Source organism: Bacillus sp. MN7755 (genome assembly GCF_054771475.1).
In genome coordinates this window covers 1-14,877 of the sequence record NZ_BTRL01000017.1, presented here as the reverse complement: position 1 = coordinate 14,877, position 14,877 = coordinate 1, and the positions used below count along the sequence as shown (strand labels likewise).

General features: G+C 36.3%; 12 protein-coding genes and 1 pseudogene. 10 read left to right on the top strand and 3 right to left on the bottom strand.

Going from position 1 to position 14,877, the window contains the following annotated elements; genetic code table 11:
* Window positions 1-9 precede the first annotated feature (9 nt).
* From ACYVEC_RS19270 to pheA, 6 genes are all read left to right on the top strand, one after another.
* Window positions 10-717 (top strand): response regulator transcription factor, encoded by a 708-nt coding sequence (locus tag ACYVEC_RS19270; RefSeq protein ID WP_000276717.1) that lies wholly within the window; start codon window positions 10-12, stop codon window positions 715-717.
* Window positions 707-1,789 (top strand): HAMP domain-containing histidine kinase, encoded by a 1,083-nt coding sequence (locus tag ACYVEC_RS19265; RefSeq protein ID WP_063224844.1) that lies wholly within the window; start codon window positions 707-709, stop codon window positions 1,787-1,789. Before ACYVEC_RS19270 ends, ACYVEC_RS19265 begins: the two co-directional genes overlap by 11 nt.
* Before the next feature lie 93 nt (window positions 1,790-1,882).
* Window positions 1,883-2,659 carry an ABC transporter ATP-binding protein gene (locus ACYVEC_RS19260; RefSeq protein WP_063224845.1) on the top strand — a complete coding sequence of 259 codons (777 nt, stop codon included), beginning with the start codon at window positions 1,883-1,885 and terminating at the stop codon, window positions 2,657-2,659.
* On the top strand, window positions 2,634-4,556 hold the full coding sequence (locus ACYVEC_RS19255) for an ABC transporter permease (RefSeq protein ID WP_063224846.1): 1,923 nt from the start codon (window positions 2,634-2,636) through the stop codon (window positions 4,554-4,556). The genes ACYVEC_RS19260 and ACYVEC_RS19255 overlap by 26 nt, the downstream gene beginning before the upstream one ends.
* Window positions 4,557-4,605: 49 nt before the next feature.
* A complete protein-coding gene (locus ACYVEC_RS19250; RefSeq protein WP_063224847.1) occupies window positions 4,606-6,519 on the top strand; it encodes an ABC transporter permease in 1,914 nt (637 codons plus the stop codon).
* Window positions 6,520-6,615: 96 nt separating this feature from the next.
* Window positions 6,616-7,467: a prephenate dehydratase gene (pheA, locus tag ACYVEC_RS19245; protein ID WP_063224848.1), complete on the top strand. Its 852-nt coding sequence runs from the start codon at window positions 6,616-6,618 to the stop codon at window positions 7,465-7,467.
* Window positions 7,468-7,559: 92 nt separating this feature from the next.
* Here pheA and ACYVEC_RS19240 read toward each other — a convergent pair whose 3' ends face one another.
* From ACYVEC_RS19240 to ACYVEC_RS19230, 3 genes are all read right to left on the bottom strand, one after another.
* A complete protein-coding gene (locus tag ACYVEC_RS19240; protein ID WP_063224849.1) occupies window positions 7,560-8,207 on the bottom strand; it encodes an MOSC domain-containing protein in 648 nt (215 codons plus the stop codon).
* A gap of 85 nt (window positions 8,208-8,292) precedes the next feature.
* Window positions 8,293-8,835, bottom strand: coding sequence for a transcription repressor NadR (locus ACYVEC_RS19235; RefSeq protein ID WP_000812240.1), 543 nt, complete (start codon window positions 8,833-8,835; stop codon window positions 8,293-8,295).
* A complete protein-coding gene (locus ACYVEC_RS19230; RefSeq protein ID WP_098556267.1) occupies window positions 8,835-9,977 on the bottom strand; it encodes an IscS subfamily cysteine desulfurase in 1,143 nt (380 codons plus the stop codon). The genes ACYVEC_RS19235 and ACYVEC_RS19230 overlap by 1 nt, the downstream gene beginning before the upstream one ends.
* 152 nt (window positions 9,978-10,129) lie before the next feature.
* Here ACYVEC_RS19230 and nadB point away from each other — a divergent pair, with 152 nt between their 5' ends.
* The 4 genes and pseudogenes from nadB to exsA form a co-directional block, all read left to right on the top strand.
* Window positions 10,130-11,659, top strand: a complete 1,530-nt coding sequence (gene nadB / locus ACYVEC_RS19225) for an L-aspartate oxidase (RefSeq protein WP_063224851.1) — start codon at window positions 10,130-10,132, stop codon at window positions 11,657-11,659.
* A 19-nt stretch (window positions 11,660-11,678) separates the two neighbouring features.
* A complete protein-coding gene (gene nadC / locus ACYVEC_RS19220; RefSeq protein ID WP_460507909.1) occupies window positions 11,679-12,512 on the top strand; it encodes a carboxylating nicotinate-nucleotide diphosphorylase in 834 nt (277 codons plus the stop codon).
* Between the two features lie 30 nt (window positions 12,513-12,542).
* Entirely contained in the window at window positions 12,543-13,649 is a 1,107-nt protein-coding gene (gene nadA / locus ACYVEC_RS19215) for a quinolinate synthase NadA (protein ID WP_199677528.1), read from the top strand.
* A gap of 226 nt (window positions 13,650-13,875) precedes the next feature.
* Window positions 13,876-14,877 (top strand): annotated as a pseudogene (exsA, locus tag ACYVEC_RS19210) (spore coat assembly protein ExsA); the annotation flags it as partial.

Below are 14,877 nucleotides of genomic sequence, written 5' to 3'. Positions count from 1 at the left end.
AAAACGAACATGTATAAAATATTAATTGTAGAAGACGATGAAAAAATCGCAGGAATATTAGAAGAGCATTTAGAAAGGTATGGCTATCAATCATTTAGAGCAAGTGATTTACGACATATAAAGGATGAGTTTGTAAAAGTAAATCCACATCTCGTGTTACTTGATATTAATTTACCATATTTTGATGGATTTTATTGGTGTCGTCAAATTCGTACTGTATCGAATGCACCAATTATTTTTGTTTCTGCAAGAACAGGGGAAATGGATCAAGTAATGGCGATTGAGAATGGCGGAGATGATTACATTACGAAGCCATTCCATTTAGATATTGTAATGGCTAAGGTGAAAAGTGCACTTCGACGTGGGTATGGTGAGTATGCTTCTGCAGCAGAAAGTGATTGTTTAGGTGTAAATGGATTGTTGTTATTCCCATCGCAGCACGTTGTTGAGTGGCAAGGGCAACAAACAGAACTGACAAAAAATGAATTTTACTTATTAGAGTGTTTAATGAAACAAGCAAATCAATATGTAACGCGCGAAGAATTGTTAGAAGCCCTCTGGGATGAGGTAGCTTTTGTTGATGATAATACATTAACCGTAAATGTAAAACGTGTAAGGAAGAAACTAGAGGAGTTAGGCATTAAAAATGCAATTGTAACGAAACGTGGATATGGTTATGCGCTTCTTACAGAGTGGGGCGAAGGGCATGAAGGTTAAAAATTACCTCATGGATCGTTTTTCTTTAATTCTTTCTTATATTGTTAGCCTTTGTTTATTTGGGCTCGTTTTGCAGTTGCAAAGTCTTTTAGAAAAGCGATCTATTGATTGGAGTACATGGTTATACGGACTTTTATTAGGGACAGTTGTTTTTACTGTATATCTCATTTACGATTACCGAAAACGGAGTGTGTTTTTAAAGAGGATCGAAAAGTATGTTATTGGCGGAAATACATTACATGATTCCTTACTTATTGATACTTCTTATACGGCAGAGCAAGAGATGGTCGTTGAATCGTTTACGTTATTAAGACAGCAATATATGAATGAAGTTCATAAACAACATGCAAAAGAACAACAGCAAATGATATTTATGAATCAATGGATTCATCAAATGAAAACACCAGTATCTGTTATTGAATTACTATTACAGAAGTTTGGTAAAGAGCATCGTGAAGCGAGAGTAACAGTTGAAAGTATTCGTGAAGAAAATAACCGTATATTAAATGGTTTAGATTTAGCGTTACATATGGCAAGGTTAGAGCAGTTTGCGAAAGACTATAAAGTAGAAGTAGTAAATGTGATAGATATTATTAGGGGTATTATTAATGAAAATAGAAAGTCTTTCATTCAATCGTCTGTATTTCCGAAAGTGATGTTTGAAGAAGATACTTGTATGGTTGCCTCTGATAGAAAATGGCTAAGTATTGCTATAGGGCAAATTGTTGTAAATGCGATTAAGTATACAAAAATTTCGGAAGCAGAGAAAAAGGAAATTCAATTTCAAATTGAAGAGAAAGATCAAAAGGTATTATTACATATTAAGGACAATGGAATCGGTATTCCAGAGCAAGATGTAAAGCGTATATTTGATCCATTCTTTACGGGGATAAATGGCCGTAAAACGAGAGAAGCGACTGGAATGGGTTTATATATTACGAAGGAAATTTGCGATAATTTACATCACGGTATTTATGTACAATCGGCTGAAGGGGAAGGGACAACGTTCACGTTCCAATTTGCAAAAGATGAAGAATATCATACATTAATGAGAAAAATGACAAAACTGTAAGATAACAAAACGTTTTGTAAGGGAAATCACTCGTTTCTTTTTCTTATTTTTCTTATAGTAAATGTAAGAAGAAAACACATAGGGGGATTAGAAATGAGTGTTCTTGAAGTAAAGGGATTAACGAAGGTGTATCAATCGAAAGGTTCAGTAGCGACGACTGCTTTGAACGATATAAATTTTAAAATAGAAAAAGGCGAATTTGTAGGAATTATGGGTCCTTCAGGAAGCGGGAAAACAACGCTTTTAAATTTATTAGCAACAATTGATAAGCAAACTTCAGGTCATGTGCTTGTAAATGGGGAAGAAATTAATCAAATGCGTGCTGCAAAATTAGCGGAGTTTCGCCGTACACATTTAGGATTTATTTTCCAAGATTTTAACTTACTTGATACGTTATCCATTAAAGAAAATATCATTTTACCACTTGTAATGGCGAAGAAATCTGTAAATGAAATCGATGCGAAAGTGCTTGAGATTGCGAAGTTTTTAAATATCGAAGGCATTTTAAATAAAAAAGTATATGAAGTATCAGGCGGACAGCAACAACGTGCAGCAGCTGCGAGAGCGATCATTCATGAACCGACGTTAATTTTAGCGGATGAGCCAACTGGAAACTTAGATTCAAAGTCGGCAAAATCATTAATGAGTGCGTTGCAAGACTTACATGAACAAAAGAAAGTGACAATTGCAATGGTAACGCATGATCCAGTAGCGGCGAGTTATTGCGAACGTATCCTTTTTATTCGTGATGGAGAGATTTTCTCAGAAATTCATAAAGGAAGAACGAAGCAAGCCTTTTTCCAAGAAATTCTGGACGTACTTGCGATGCTAGGAGGAGAATATCATGAACTTTCGCCAGCTCGCGCTTAATAATGTAAAAGGAAATTGGCGTAATTATAAAGCGTTTCTGATAAGTAGTTGTTTATCGATAGTTGTATTTTTCATGTATGCTTCCTTCATTTATCATCCAGATGTTGTAGGCGGTAATATTAGTATGAGGAAGATGATTTCAAAAGGGTTAGAATCGATGAATTATATTGTAGTCATCTTCTCAGCACTCTTTATTTTATATGCAAATTCAACATTTTTGCGAGCAAGGAAAAAAGAGTTTGGTCTATTAACATTAATAGGCGGAACAAAATCTCAACTTGGCCGAATGATTATATTAGAGCAACTTATGTTAGGCAGTATTGCAATTGTAGTGGGTATTGGGCTTGGCATGCTTTGTTCAAAATTATTCTTCCAAGCATTAAGCGTAATATTGAAAATAGATAAAACACTACCACTCGTATGGAATAGTAAAGCAGTTTTGATTACAGCAGGTGTATACTTTATTCTATTTTTAATCTTATCATTGTTTAGCGTTTGGACAGTAGGACGCTTGAAAATTATTGATTTATTAAGAGGAGCAAGAAAACAAAAAGTAGAACCTTTTGCATTTACATGGTTATGTGTAGTTGGTATAGGATGTATTATTGTTGCATATGTACTTAGCTTCCAAGTAACATTTATGAATTTTATCATTCTGTTTTTACCGATTGTAGGGCTGACGATAGGCGGAACTTATTTGCTGTTTACACAAGGTAGTACAGTCGTATTAAAGGCGTTACAAAAACGAAAAAAATCTTTTTATACATATCCAAATATGTTCGTACTTAGCAATCTTATTTATAAAATGAAAGATAATGCTCGTTTTCTATTTGTAATTTCTATCATTACGGCGGTTGTATCTTCAGCAGTTGGTACGCTGTACGTATTTTTTGAGGATATGAGTTATAAGGCAGTAACTAGTACTCCGCATGCTATTTCGTATGAGGAAAAGGGAATAAATACGCATAATGTCATCAAAGAAGGAAAAACAAAAGAATTAATAAAAAAACACGGATTTGAAGAAGCGCGAGAAGTAACGTACGTAAAACTTCCTGGAACTCAAAAAATCACGATGTTTAACAGTGAACATGAGATGCCAATGGCGATTGTTTCAGAAAAAGAATATAACGCTGAAGTACGTAAACAAAAGAGAGAGCAAGTTAGAGAAGTTCATAATGCACCAGGTAGTGCAACGATGGTCATAATGGATATGGCGAACGATATGATGAAGATAGATCGTACGAAACCGTATGAAATTAAAATTAACGGACAAACGCAGTCTGTTCAATTAAATGAGCCAACTTCATTTTCTGTTTTTAATGATAGTGAATATCTCATTGTAAATGAGCAAGATTTTGAGAAATACGCAAAGCTCGTACCAGATGAAGAAAAGACGAAATATTACGGTTATTATATAGAAGACTGGAAAAGTACAGAAGACCTTGTGTTAGATTTAAAAAAGGAAGTTGCACCAGATAAGCAAGAGGAATTAAATAACTCGGTGTTCGCTTATAAAAATATAAGGGAATCAGGAGCAATTACAATGTTTATTGGTTTTTTTGTAGCTGTACTGTTCTTCTTCTTTGCTTGTAGTATGACGTACTTTAAATGGTTTAACGATAAAGAACAAGATCGTATTCAATTTAAATCGTTAAAGAGAATTGGTATGACGGATAAAGAAATTCGTAAAATTGCAATTCGACAAATGGGTGTTATCTTCTTTATCCCAATTTTAATCGGTGCCATTCATAGTGGATTTGCTCTTCATACGTTAGGGAAAATGCTTTATATTGATTTATGGAAATCAGGTGCGATTGTAATTGGAACGTACTTTGTAGCTTCTGCGATTTACTTTATGATTGCACAAAGAGGATATTTGAAACACATGCAAAGCTAGAGAAACCTCTAGCTTTTTGCCTATGTAGTAAGTTATAGGGGGACGATAGATGAACATTCGGCAACTAGCGCTGCAAAATATAAAAGGAAATTGGCGTAATTATAAAGTATTTTTCTTAAGTAGTTGTTTTGCAATATTTGCGTCTTTTGCATACATGTCTGTTATTGTACATCCGTATATGCAGGAGACGATGTGGTATCAAAACGTACGCTGGGGACTGATCATATGTAATGTTATTATCATTTCTTTTTTCGTCATATTTATTTTGTACTCTACTTCTATTTTCATAGAGGCACGTAAGAAAGAATTAGGATTATATATGTTAATGGGAGCAACGAAATCTAACGTAATTGGCGTAATTATGACCGAGCAAATATTGATCGGGATATTTGCTAATATTTTCGGTATTGGGCTTGGTATGATCTTTTTAAAGCTCTTCTTCATGGTATTTAGTATGTTACTTCAACTTCCGAAAGAACTCCCTGTCATTTTTGACGTGAGAGCAATTGGATTAACGCTTGTTACATATATGGTCGTATTTGTTGTCTTATCTTTTATAAGTGCTTTACGTATATGGAATATAAAAATCATTCGGTTATTGAAAGAATTTCGAACAGATAAAAAAGAGAAGAAAACATCAATGTGGCTTTGTATATTCGGCTTTATTTGTTTAGGAGTAGGATATACGTTAGCGTTACAAGCGGCGATGCCGACGACGATAGCGTTATACTTTTTTCCAGTGTCTATACTTGTCTTTTTCGGAACATACTTTTCTTTTACACACGGAGTTGCCCAAGTATTAGAAATGATAAAACGAAATAAAAAGATTATGTATACATATCCGTATTTATTTATAGTGAATCAATTGTCACATCGAATGAAGGAAAATGGTCGTTTTTTCTTTCTCATGTCAATGGCAACGACGTTTGTAGTTACGGCAACAGGTACGGTGTTCTTATATTTTTCTGGTATGCAAGATATGTGGCGGGGCGGAGGAGTGCACTCACTTTCTTACATAGAAAAAGGTATTTCTTCTCATGAAGTCTTTGCGGAAGGTACGGTTGAACATTTATTGCACCAATATGGATATGATGATTTTCAATATATGAGTTTTGTTGGAGTGTATGCATCTTTTCAGTCCAATAAGGGAGAAACAGAAGTAGCGCCGCTTATAAAGGAAAGTGAATACAATCAAGAGGCAAGAAAACAAAAACAGAAAACGTATCATCCTAAAAAAGGAACAGTTACGCTTGTTTATTATAGTAAATACAATCATCCGTATATATATGATCAAAAAGAGATTCAACTACAAGTAATGAATCAAACTTATTCATTCGTATTTAACGGTCAAAAGGAAGGGGTACAATTTAACTATCATCCTTTGCACATTAATGGTCTGTTCTTCGTCATGAATGATGAAGACTTTGACGGTATAGCAAATCAGATTCCTGATTCTGAAAAAATGATATATAGAGGCTATACATTACCAAATATCGAAAATACGAAAGAATTAAATGAAGATTTACGGAAACATATGAAACAAGATAATAATGCATTTCGAAGTAATATGGAACTCTATGTGAATATGAAAGCGTTCGGTGATATTACGCTATTTATAGGCTCATTCATTAGTATATTATTTTTCCTTACATCATGTAGTATCGTATATTTTAAATGGTTTCATAATATTTCAACGGATAGAAAGCAGTACGGGGCACTCTCTAAACTGGGAATGACGAAGGAAGAAGTATGGAAGATTTCTCGCTGGCAATTATGTATGCTATTTTTTGCGCCAATTATAGTAGGGAGTATGCATAGTGCAGTTGCGTTATATACGTTTCATAATACAATCTTTATGGATGGTTCATTAAGAAAAGTAGGCTTGTTTATTCTATTTTATATGGCTGCATGCATCATTTATTTCTTTTTTGCTCAAAGAGAATATAGAAAACATTTAGACTAGCGAATGCTAGTCTTTTTTAAATATTCGAAATTTACATAGAAGAATATAAAAAAGTATGGTATAACAGTAAGAAAACGAAAAAGAGGGGAAAAGACGATGATTCGAGTAGGATATTTAGGACCAGAAGCAACATTTACAAATATGGCGGTGAGTCGTTTTTTTCCGGAAGCAGAGCATGTACCGTATCGAACGATTCCAGACTGCATTGATGCAGCTGCAAATGGAAATGTAGATTATGCAGTGGTACCATTAGAAAACGCCATAGAAGGTTCAGTGAATATAACAGTTGATTATCTTGTGCATGAGCAACCACTTTCTATTGTAGGAGAAATTACAGTGCCAATTCAGCAACATTTACTTGTACATCCGCAGTATGCAGAAGTGTGGGAAGAAGTATATGCAGTGCACTCGCATCCACACGCTATTGCACAATGTCATAAGTTTTTAAATGAAGAATTAAAAGGGGTAACCGTCCGAGATATGACGTCAACAAGTGCCGCTGCGCAATATGTGAAAGAACATCCTGAAGAAAAAATTGCCGCCATTGCAAATGAAGCAGCTGCAGAAAAATACGGATTAACGATCGTAAGACGTAGCATTCATACGCATAAAAACAATCATACACGTTTCCTCGTTCTGCATAAGAAAAAGAAAGCTGTACTCCCAAATAACGGAGAAAACCGTGGAGAGAAGACGACGCTTATGATAACGTTACCTGCTGATTATGCAGGGGCACTATATCAAGTGTTATCAGCTTTCGCATGGAGAAAATTAAACTTATCAAAAATCGAATCACGCCCGATGAAAACGGGTCTTGGAAATTACTTTTTCTTAATCGATGTTGATAAAGCGTACGATGATGTATTGTTGCCAGGTGTAACGATGGAACTCGAAGCACTCGGCTTTTCTGTTACTGTGCTGGGGAGTTATTCTTCTTATTGGTTGTAAAGGGGAGTATTAGTAGTTAATTCGATATAATTTCAGTCGCTAGTAGACCGTCTGATAGATAAATAAAATCCCACCTATAATGGTGGGATTTTTTATTTTAACTTCGCAAGACGATCCTCTAACTGATCACGCCAAATATCGGCTAGCTCTTTTACAGCAAGAATCTTTTCAATGCCATCTTTATCTTTTCTATTATGAAAATAAATTTCGTTAGAGAATAAAACAGATACATTGTTTGATGGACGATCTAGTAATGTAATTTTAGAATCTTTACGTACAGTACCTTCCTGAAGAACGCGGCATAGGTAGCCAGTAAATCCAGTTGCTACAATGCGCGGCAGTATGCCAGGAATACCGAGACGTTTTGAAATAGTGCTGCAAGGTACTCTTGCTTGTGTCACTTGAATGATTGCTTCGCCTAGTTGGTATGTATCTCCGATGCAAACATCACGCTCTAACATATTTGTTACAGTAATGTTTTCACCGAATGTGGAAGCTGGAAGCGTAGTTTGAAATTCTTCTTCCCATAGTGCGTAATGCTCGTGTGAGTACACACAAACGGCGCGATCAGGTCCCCCATGGTGTTTTAAATCTGCTACATCATCACCAATGAAGCCATCTTTTGAGAGGAAAGCTTCTTCTGTAAGCTCTTTACATATACCAGTAATCATTTCTTTATCTTCGTTATATTTCATTTGTTTCGGTTTGCCAATGCTAAAGTGAACGAGTTCAATTCCCATAGTTGATCTCCTTTACGATTGATTACAATATTATATCACTTACAAAATAAAAGCACAGAGAATTATAAAAACTCTGTGCTTTACATTAATAAACGAGAAACCCTGCTTTATCTAGTGCCTCACAAGCAGCATCTAACTTTTCTTTTGAATCTGCTTCAATTGTATGTAAGTGAATACCATCTGTTAATTGCGATAAATAGGAAGCATTTGTGTTTTCGATTTTTTGTAAATATTGCTCTACATCAAAGCGATTACTTACCATAATAGATGCTGTTAAGTCACCGTATACAGGATGCTCAACTTTTACATCTTTAATCGTAACACCGTGGTCAACAAGCATTGTAAGTTCTTGACGTACTTCTGCTGGTTTATGTTGGCATACAATTACGCGTTCGAAAGCTTGTTGCTTTTCTTGTGGCTTTAAATATAAATAGCCTTGAGCAGTCGCGATAATCGGTTCGTTTCTTGCTTTAAGCAAGGAAATATCTTGCACAATAACCTGTCTACTTACGTTCGTCTTTTTAGATAGTTCATTCCCCGATAACGGTTCATTTGCAGCAAGAAGCCACTGAAGGATAAGTTGTCGTCTTTCTTCACCTAAAATCTTTTTTTGGTCATTTTGTTTCATTATGATTTAACACCTCTATAAAATTGATTTCCAATTGTGTGTAGTGCATGAATAGTAGTATCAATTTGATCTTTCGTTGTTTGTTGTCCGAAAGAGAAGCGAACATATTGTTTTGCCTCTTCATACGTTTTTCCAATTGCAAGCATTGTTTTCGAAGGTTCTTGTTTACCGACTTGGCAAGCACTTCCCGTAGAAATGGCAATACCGCGGCGATTACATTCTAGCATTGTATACTGACCTTCTATTCCTTTTATTGTAACCCCAATAATATGTGGTAAACAAGAAGTAGAATGACCTTCTACTTCAATTTCTAGCGGGATTGTGTGTAATCGCTCTAAAAAGTAGGATCGTAACGCCTTAAAACGTAAGTTTTCGTCCTGTTGATTTTTTAATATATTCTCAGCAGCCGTTAAAAAAGATGCGATGCCAGGAACGTTTACTGTGCCTGGGCGAAAACCTTTTTCGTGAGAGGTTCCTGGGAATATTTGTGTCCAGCGAACTTGCGGGTTTATATAGCAAGCGCCAACACCTTTTGGTCCGTATATTTTATGTGCTGAAACAGAAAGACTATCAATCCCCATCTCAAAAACATGGATAGGAAGTTTACCAAATGTTTGCACACAATCTGAATGGAATAAAACGTTATATTTTTTTAAGAGTTTCCCAATCTCTGCGATATTTTGAACGGTTCCAATTTCAGAGTTTCCGTGCTGTATGCTTGCTAGAACAGTATCTTCTGTAATAGCCGCTTCTAAATCTACTAAACGAATGAGTCCACTTTTATCAACAGGAATTTCAGTAATCGTATAGCCTTGTGATTTTAGAGATTGAAAATAACTTCGAATGGATGCATGTTCCATAGGTGTTGTAATAATATGCTTCTTATTTCGGGCATTTAGAAGGGATTGAATCGCAAGGTAGTTGGATTCCGAGCCACCGCTTGTGAAGAATACCCCTTGTTCTTTTCCGCCAATCATTTCAGCAAATGTTTTTCTGCAAACTTGTAATAAAGAAGAGGCTGTTCCTCCAATATCATGTAAACTTTGTTCATTTCCAAAGTATTGCGATGCTGCTTTCATATATGTTTGTAACGCTTCTTCACTCATAGGTGTAGTAGCTGCATAGTCAAGATATATCATCATGTAAGGTCCTCTCTCTAGTAAGAGTTACATTTCTTTTATTTTTTTAATGGTAGTGAAAATAAGAATTATAAAAAAACTCTTGTCATTATTTTAAAACTATGTAAATATAGGTGTCAAGACAGTTGAAAAGTGTAAAGTAGGAGGCAACAATTATGCCAAGTGCAGATGTCTTAATTATTGGAAGTGGTGTTGCGGCACTTCGTGTTGCGAAAGAGATTTGTCACGAAAAGAATGTGATTATTATCACAAAGGAAACGAATCGTAATAATAATACACATTTAGCGCAAGGTGGAATTGCCGCAGCGGTTGCTACATATGACAATCCAAATGAACATTTGGAAGATACGTTAGTAGCAGGATGTCATTATAACAATGAAGATGTGGTCCGTTATTTAGTTGAGGAAGGGCCGAAAGAAATAAATAATCTCATTGAAAATGGAATGAAATTCGATGGAGATGAAACAGGTCCCCATCTTGGAAAAGAAGGTGCACATCGAAAGCGTCGCATTTTACATGCAGGTGGCGATGCAACAGGAAAGAATTTATTAGAGCATTTCATTCAAGAAGTAGCGCCGCACGTTACGGTAGTGGAACAGGAAATGGTGCTCGATTTTATTATAGAAAATGATAAATGTGGTGGAGTTTTAACAAGAAATAGTGAAGGGAAGCTGAAGCGTTACGTTGCAGATTATACGGTGTTAGCTTCAGGGGGGATTGGCGGTCTATATGCCTTTACTTCTAATGACAAGACAATTACGGGTGATGGACTTGCGATGGTATACCGCGCAGGTGGGGAGCTCGTAGATTTAGAGTTTGTACAATTTCATCCGACGATGTTATATGCGAGCGAGCGATGCAGTGGCCTCGTTTCTGAAGCTGTTCGAGGTGAAGGAGCTGTCCTTATAAATGGAAAAGGACAGCGTTTTATGATGGATATACACCCTGATTATGATCTCGCACCGCGTGATGTAGTGGCAAGAGCGATTCATGAACAGCTGTTGGCGGGTGAAAAAGTGTATTTGAATATTGAGCCTATCCAAAATTTCGAAGAACGTTTTCCGACTGTATCATCATTGTGTAAAAAGAATGGTGTTGATATAAATGAAAAACGCATTCCAGTCGTACCAGGTGCTCATTTTCATATGGGCGGTGTGAAAACGAACTGTGATGGAGAGACGTCCATTCCAAATTTATATGCAGTCGGTGAAGTAGCTTGTAATGGTGTTCATGGAGCAAATAGGTTAGCAAGTAATTCATTATTAGAAGGTCTTGTGTTTGGAAAAAGAATAGGACAACATATTTTAACTAAAGCGACAAAAGACAGATTGAACAACTTCGCTGAGAAGGAAAAGAAATTTATCGTTCTGAATCATTTGCCGACGAAAGAAGAAATACAAGAATGCATGATGAAATATGTTGGGATTGTACGAACAGAGCAAAGTTTATCTTATGCGAAGAGATGGCTTAGTAAGTACGGTGTTCGAAATATGATATTACAACATGATGCTCTTACAAATGAAGAGATAACGCTTATTAATATGTTAACGGTTTGTGAGCTTATAGTCGTATCAGCTTTGCAAAGAGAAGAAAGCATTGGTGGCCATTATCGAAGTGATTATCCAGATAGAAATAGCGTAAAAAAAGAGATCGTTCGAGTGAAAAGAAAACTACAACTTGTGTAATGAGGGGAAGAGGGGCTTTATGAATACGATAAAGGTTAAAGAAGCGTTAAATCGATTTTTTCTAGAAGATATAGGAGAAAGAGATGTAACATCTCAGCTTATTTTTCCAGACAATTTACTTTCAAAAGGAACGTTTCTTGCGAAGGATACAGGGGTCTTTGCGGGACGGTTAGTAATTGAAGAAGGGTTTAAATTAATTGATGAGAGAATTGAAGTGGAGCTTCATAAAAAAGATGGAGATCTTGTAGAAAAAGGCGAAATAATCGCAACTGTCCAAGGCCCAATCGCATCGTTATTAACGGCAGAGCGCGTTATATTAAACGTTATCCAGCGCATGAGTGGGATAGCGACAATGACACATAAAGCTGTTCTTGCTTTAGATAGCAGCCATACACGAATTTGTGATACGCGAAAAACGATGCCAGGGCTACGTATGTTTGATAAGTATGCAGTCGTATACGGAGGCGGATTTAATCACCGTTTCGGTTTATATGATGGTGTCATGATCAAAGACAATCATATTGCTTTTGCTGGTTCTATTACGAAAGCTGTTACATCGGTGAAAGAAAAATTAGGGCATATGGTGAAAGTGGAAGTGGAAACAGAAACAGAGGAGCAAGTGAGAGAGGCTGTAGCTGCTGGTGCGGATATTATTATGTTTGATAACCGTACGCCAGATGAGATTCGGGAGTTTTCAAAGATTGTACCGAGTGCCATCGTTACGGAAGCATCGGGAGGCATTACAATTAAAGATTTATCGAAATATGGAAAAACAGGGGTAGATTATATTTCACTTGGAGCGTTAACACATTCAGTGAAAGCACTTGATATTAGTTTCAATATTGAGGCGTAAGGAAAGTGGCTTAGAGGGGGAGAAAGAAATATGAGTATTTTAGAAAAAGTGCAACCGATTGAAACGATGTTACCGGAGCGTTATCACACGATGTCAACAGAAGTTATGGAAAAGCGGGTTCGTGAAATTAAAGAAAAAATGGGGAGAACATTATTTATTCCAGGACATCATTATCAAAAGGATGAAGTGGTACAGTTTTCTGATGCGGCAGGAGATTCACTTCAGCTTGCGCAAGTTGCAGCGAGCAATAAAGAAGCAAAATATATTGTGTTTTGTGGTGTACACTTTATGGCAGAAACAGCTGATATGTTAACGACAGCTGATCAAATCGTTATTTTGCCAGATATGCGCGCAGGTTGTTCGATGGCAGATATGGCAGATATCGAACAAACAGAAAGAGCGTGGAAAGAGCTCGCGAAATTATTTGGAGATACGATGATTCCATTAACATATGTCAACTCTACAGCTGCCATTAAAGCGTTTTGTGGTCGCAATGGAGGAGCGACAGTAACTTCTTCTAATGCAAAACAAATGGTATCTTGGGCGTTTACACAAAAAGAACGGCTTGTCTTTTTACCGGATCAACATTTAGGGAGAAATACAGCGTACGATTTAGGCATCCCGTTAGATAAAATGGCAGTATGGGACCCGTATACAGATTCATTAGAGTACGATGGAGATATAGAAGAAATTCAAGTGATTCTATGGAAAGGTCATTGTTCGGTTCATCAAAACTTTACAGTGAAAAATATTGAAAATGTACGGAAGAATCATCCGGATATGAATATTATTGTACATCCGGAATGTTGCTACGAAGTTGTAGCAGCTTCGGATTACGCAGGGTCAACGAAATATATTATTGATATGATTGAATCGGCTCCATCTGGAAGTAAATGGGCGATTGGTACAGAAATGAATTTAGTGAACCGAATTATTCAACAACATCCAGATAAAGAGATTGTTTCACTTAACCCCTTTATGTGTCCATGTTTAACGATGAACCGAATTGATCTGCCGCACTTATTATGGGCGCTTGAAACGATAGAAAGAGGAGAAGAAATTAACGTTATTAGCGTAGATAAACAAGTGACTGAAGAAGCGGTTCTTGCATTAAATCGTATGTTAGAGCGTGTATGAAGCAGCGGGATTCCCGTTGCTTTTTTTCATACACATAATCATAACGAGAACGAAATGGGCATACATTGTTGTGAAGAAATCATTGCGATTTTTTTATGCTTATTCCACTTCAAATGATATTGAAAATCGAAGAAGTGATGAAAGTGAAAAGAAGTTAACGTTATTTAGAAAGAGTTACTTCATGAGATTTGTTACTTATAGATAAGTTATACAGGAGGGGGAAAATTTGAAAATTCATATCGTGCAAAAAGGGGATACCCTTTGGAAAATTGCGAAAAAGTACGGAGTGGATTTTGATACGCTGAAACAAACAAATACACAACTTAGTAATCCTGATCTAATCATGCCAGGTATGAAAATTAAAGTACCATCAAACAGCGTTCACGTGAAACAACATGCTGGTGCTGGCTCAGCACCTCCAAAACAATACGTAAAAGAAGTGCAGCAAAAAGAATTTGCAGCAACACCAACGCCGCTTGGAATAGAAGATGAGGAAGAAGTTACGTATCAATCAGCGCCAATTACACAGCAGCCTGCTATGCAGCAAACACAAAAAGAAGTGCAAGTAAAACCACAAAAAGAAGTACAGGTAAAGCCACAGAAGGAAATGCAAGTGAAGCCGCAAAAAGAAGTACAGGTAAAGCCACAAAAAGAAGTGCAAAAAGAAAAGCCAATTCAAATAGAAAAACCAGTTGAAAAACCGTCTGTTATTCAAAAACCGTCTGTTATTCAAAAACCACCTGTTATAGAAAAACAAAAACCAGCAGAGAAAGAAAACACGAAGTTTTCGGTAAATGTTTTACCACAGCCGCCGCAACCACCAATAAAAGCGAAAAAGGAATATAAAATTTCAGATGTAATTAAAAAAGGAAGCGAGTTAATTGCTCCTCAAATTACTAAAATGAAACCTAATAACATCATTTCTCCTCAAACGAAAAAAGATAATATCGTGTCACCGCAAGTAAAGAAAGAAAATGTAGGGAACATAGTGTCACCGCAAGTAAAGAAAGAAAATGTAGGGAACATAGTATCACCGCAAGTAAAGAAAGAAAATGTAGGAAACATAGTATCACCACAGGTAAAGAAAGAAAATATAGGAAATATAGTTTCACCAAATGTATCGAAAGAAAATGTAGTTATTCCACAAGTAATACCGCCAAATATTCAAGTGCCAAACATCATGCCAATGTTGGATAACAATCAACCGCCAAATATAATGCCAATCATG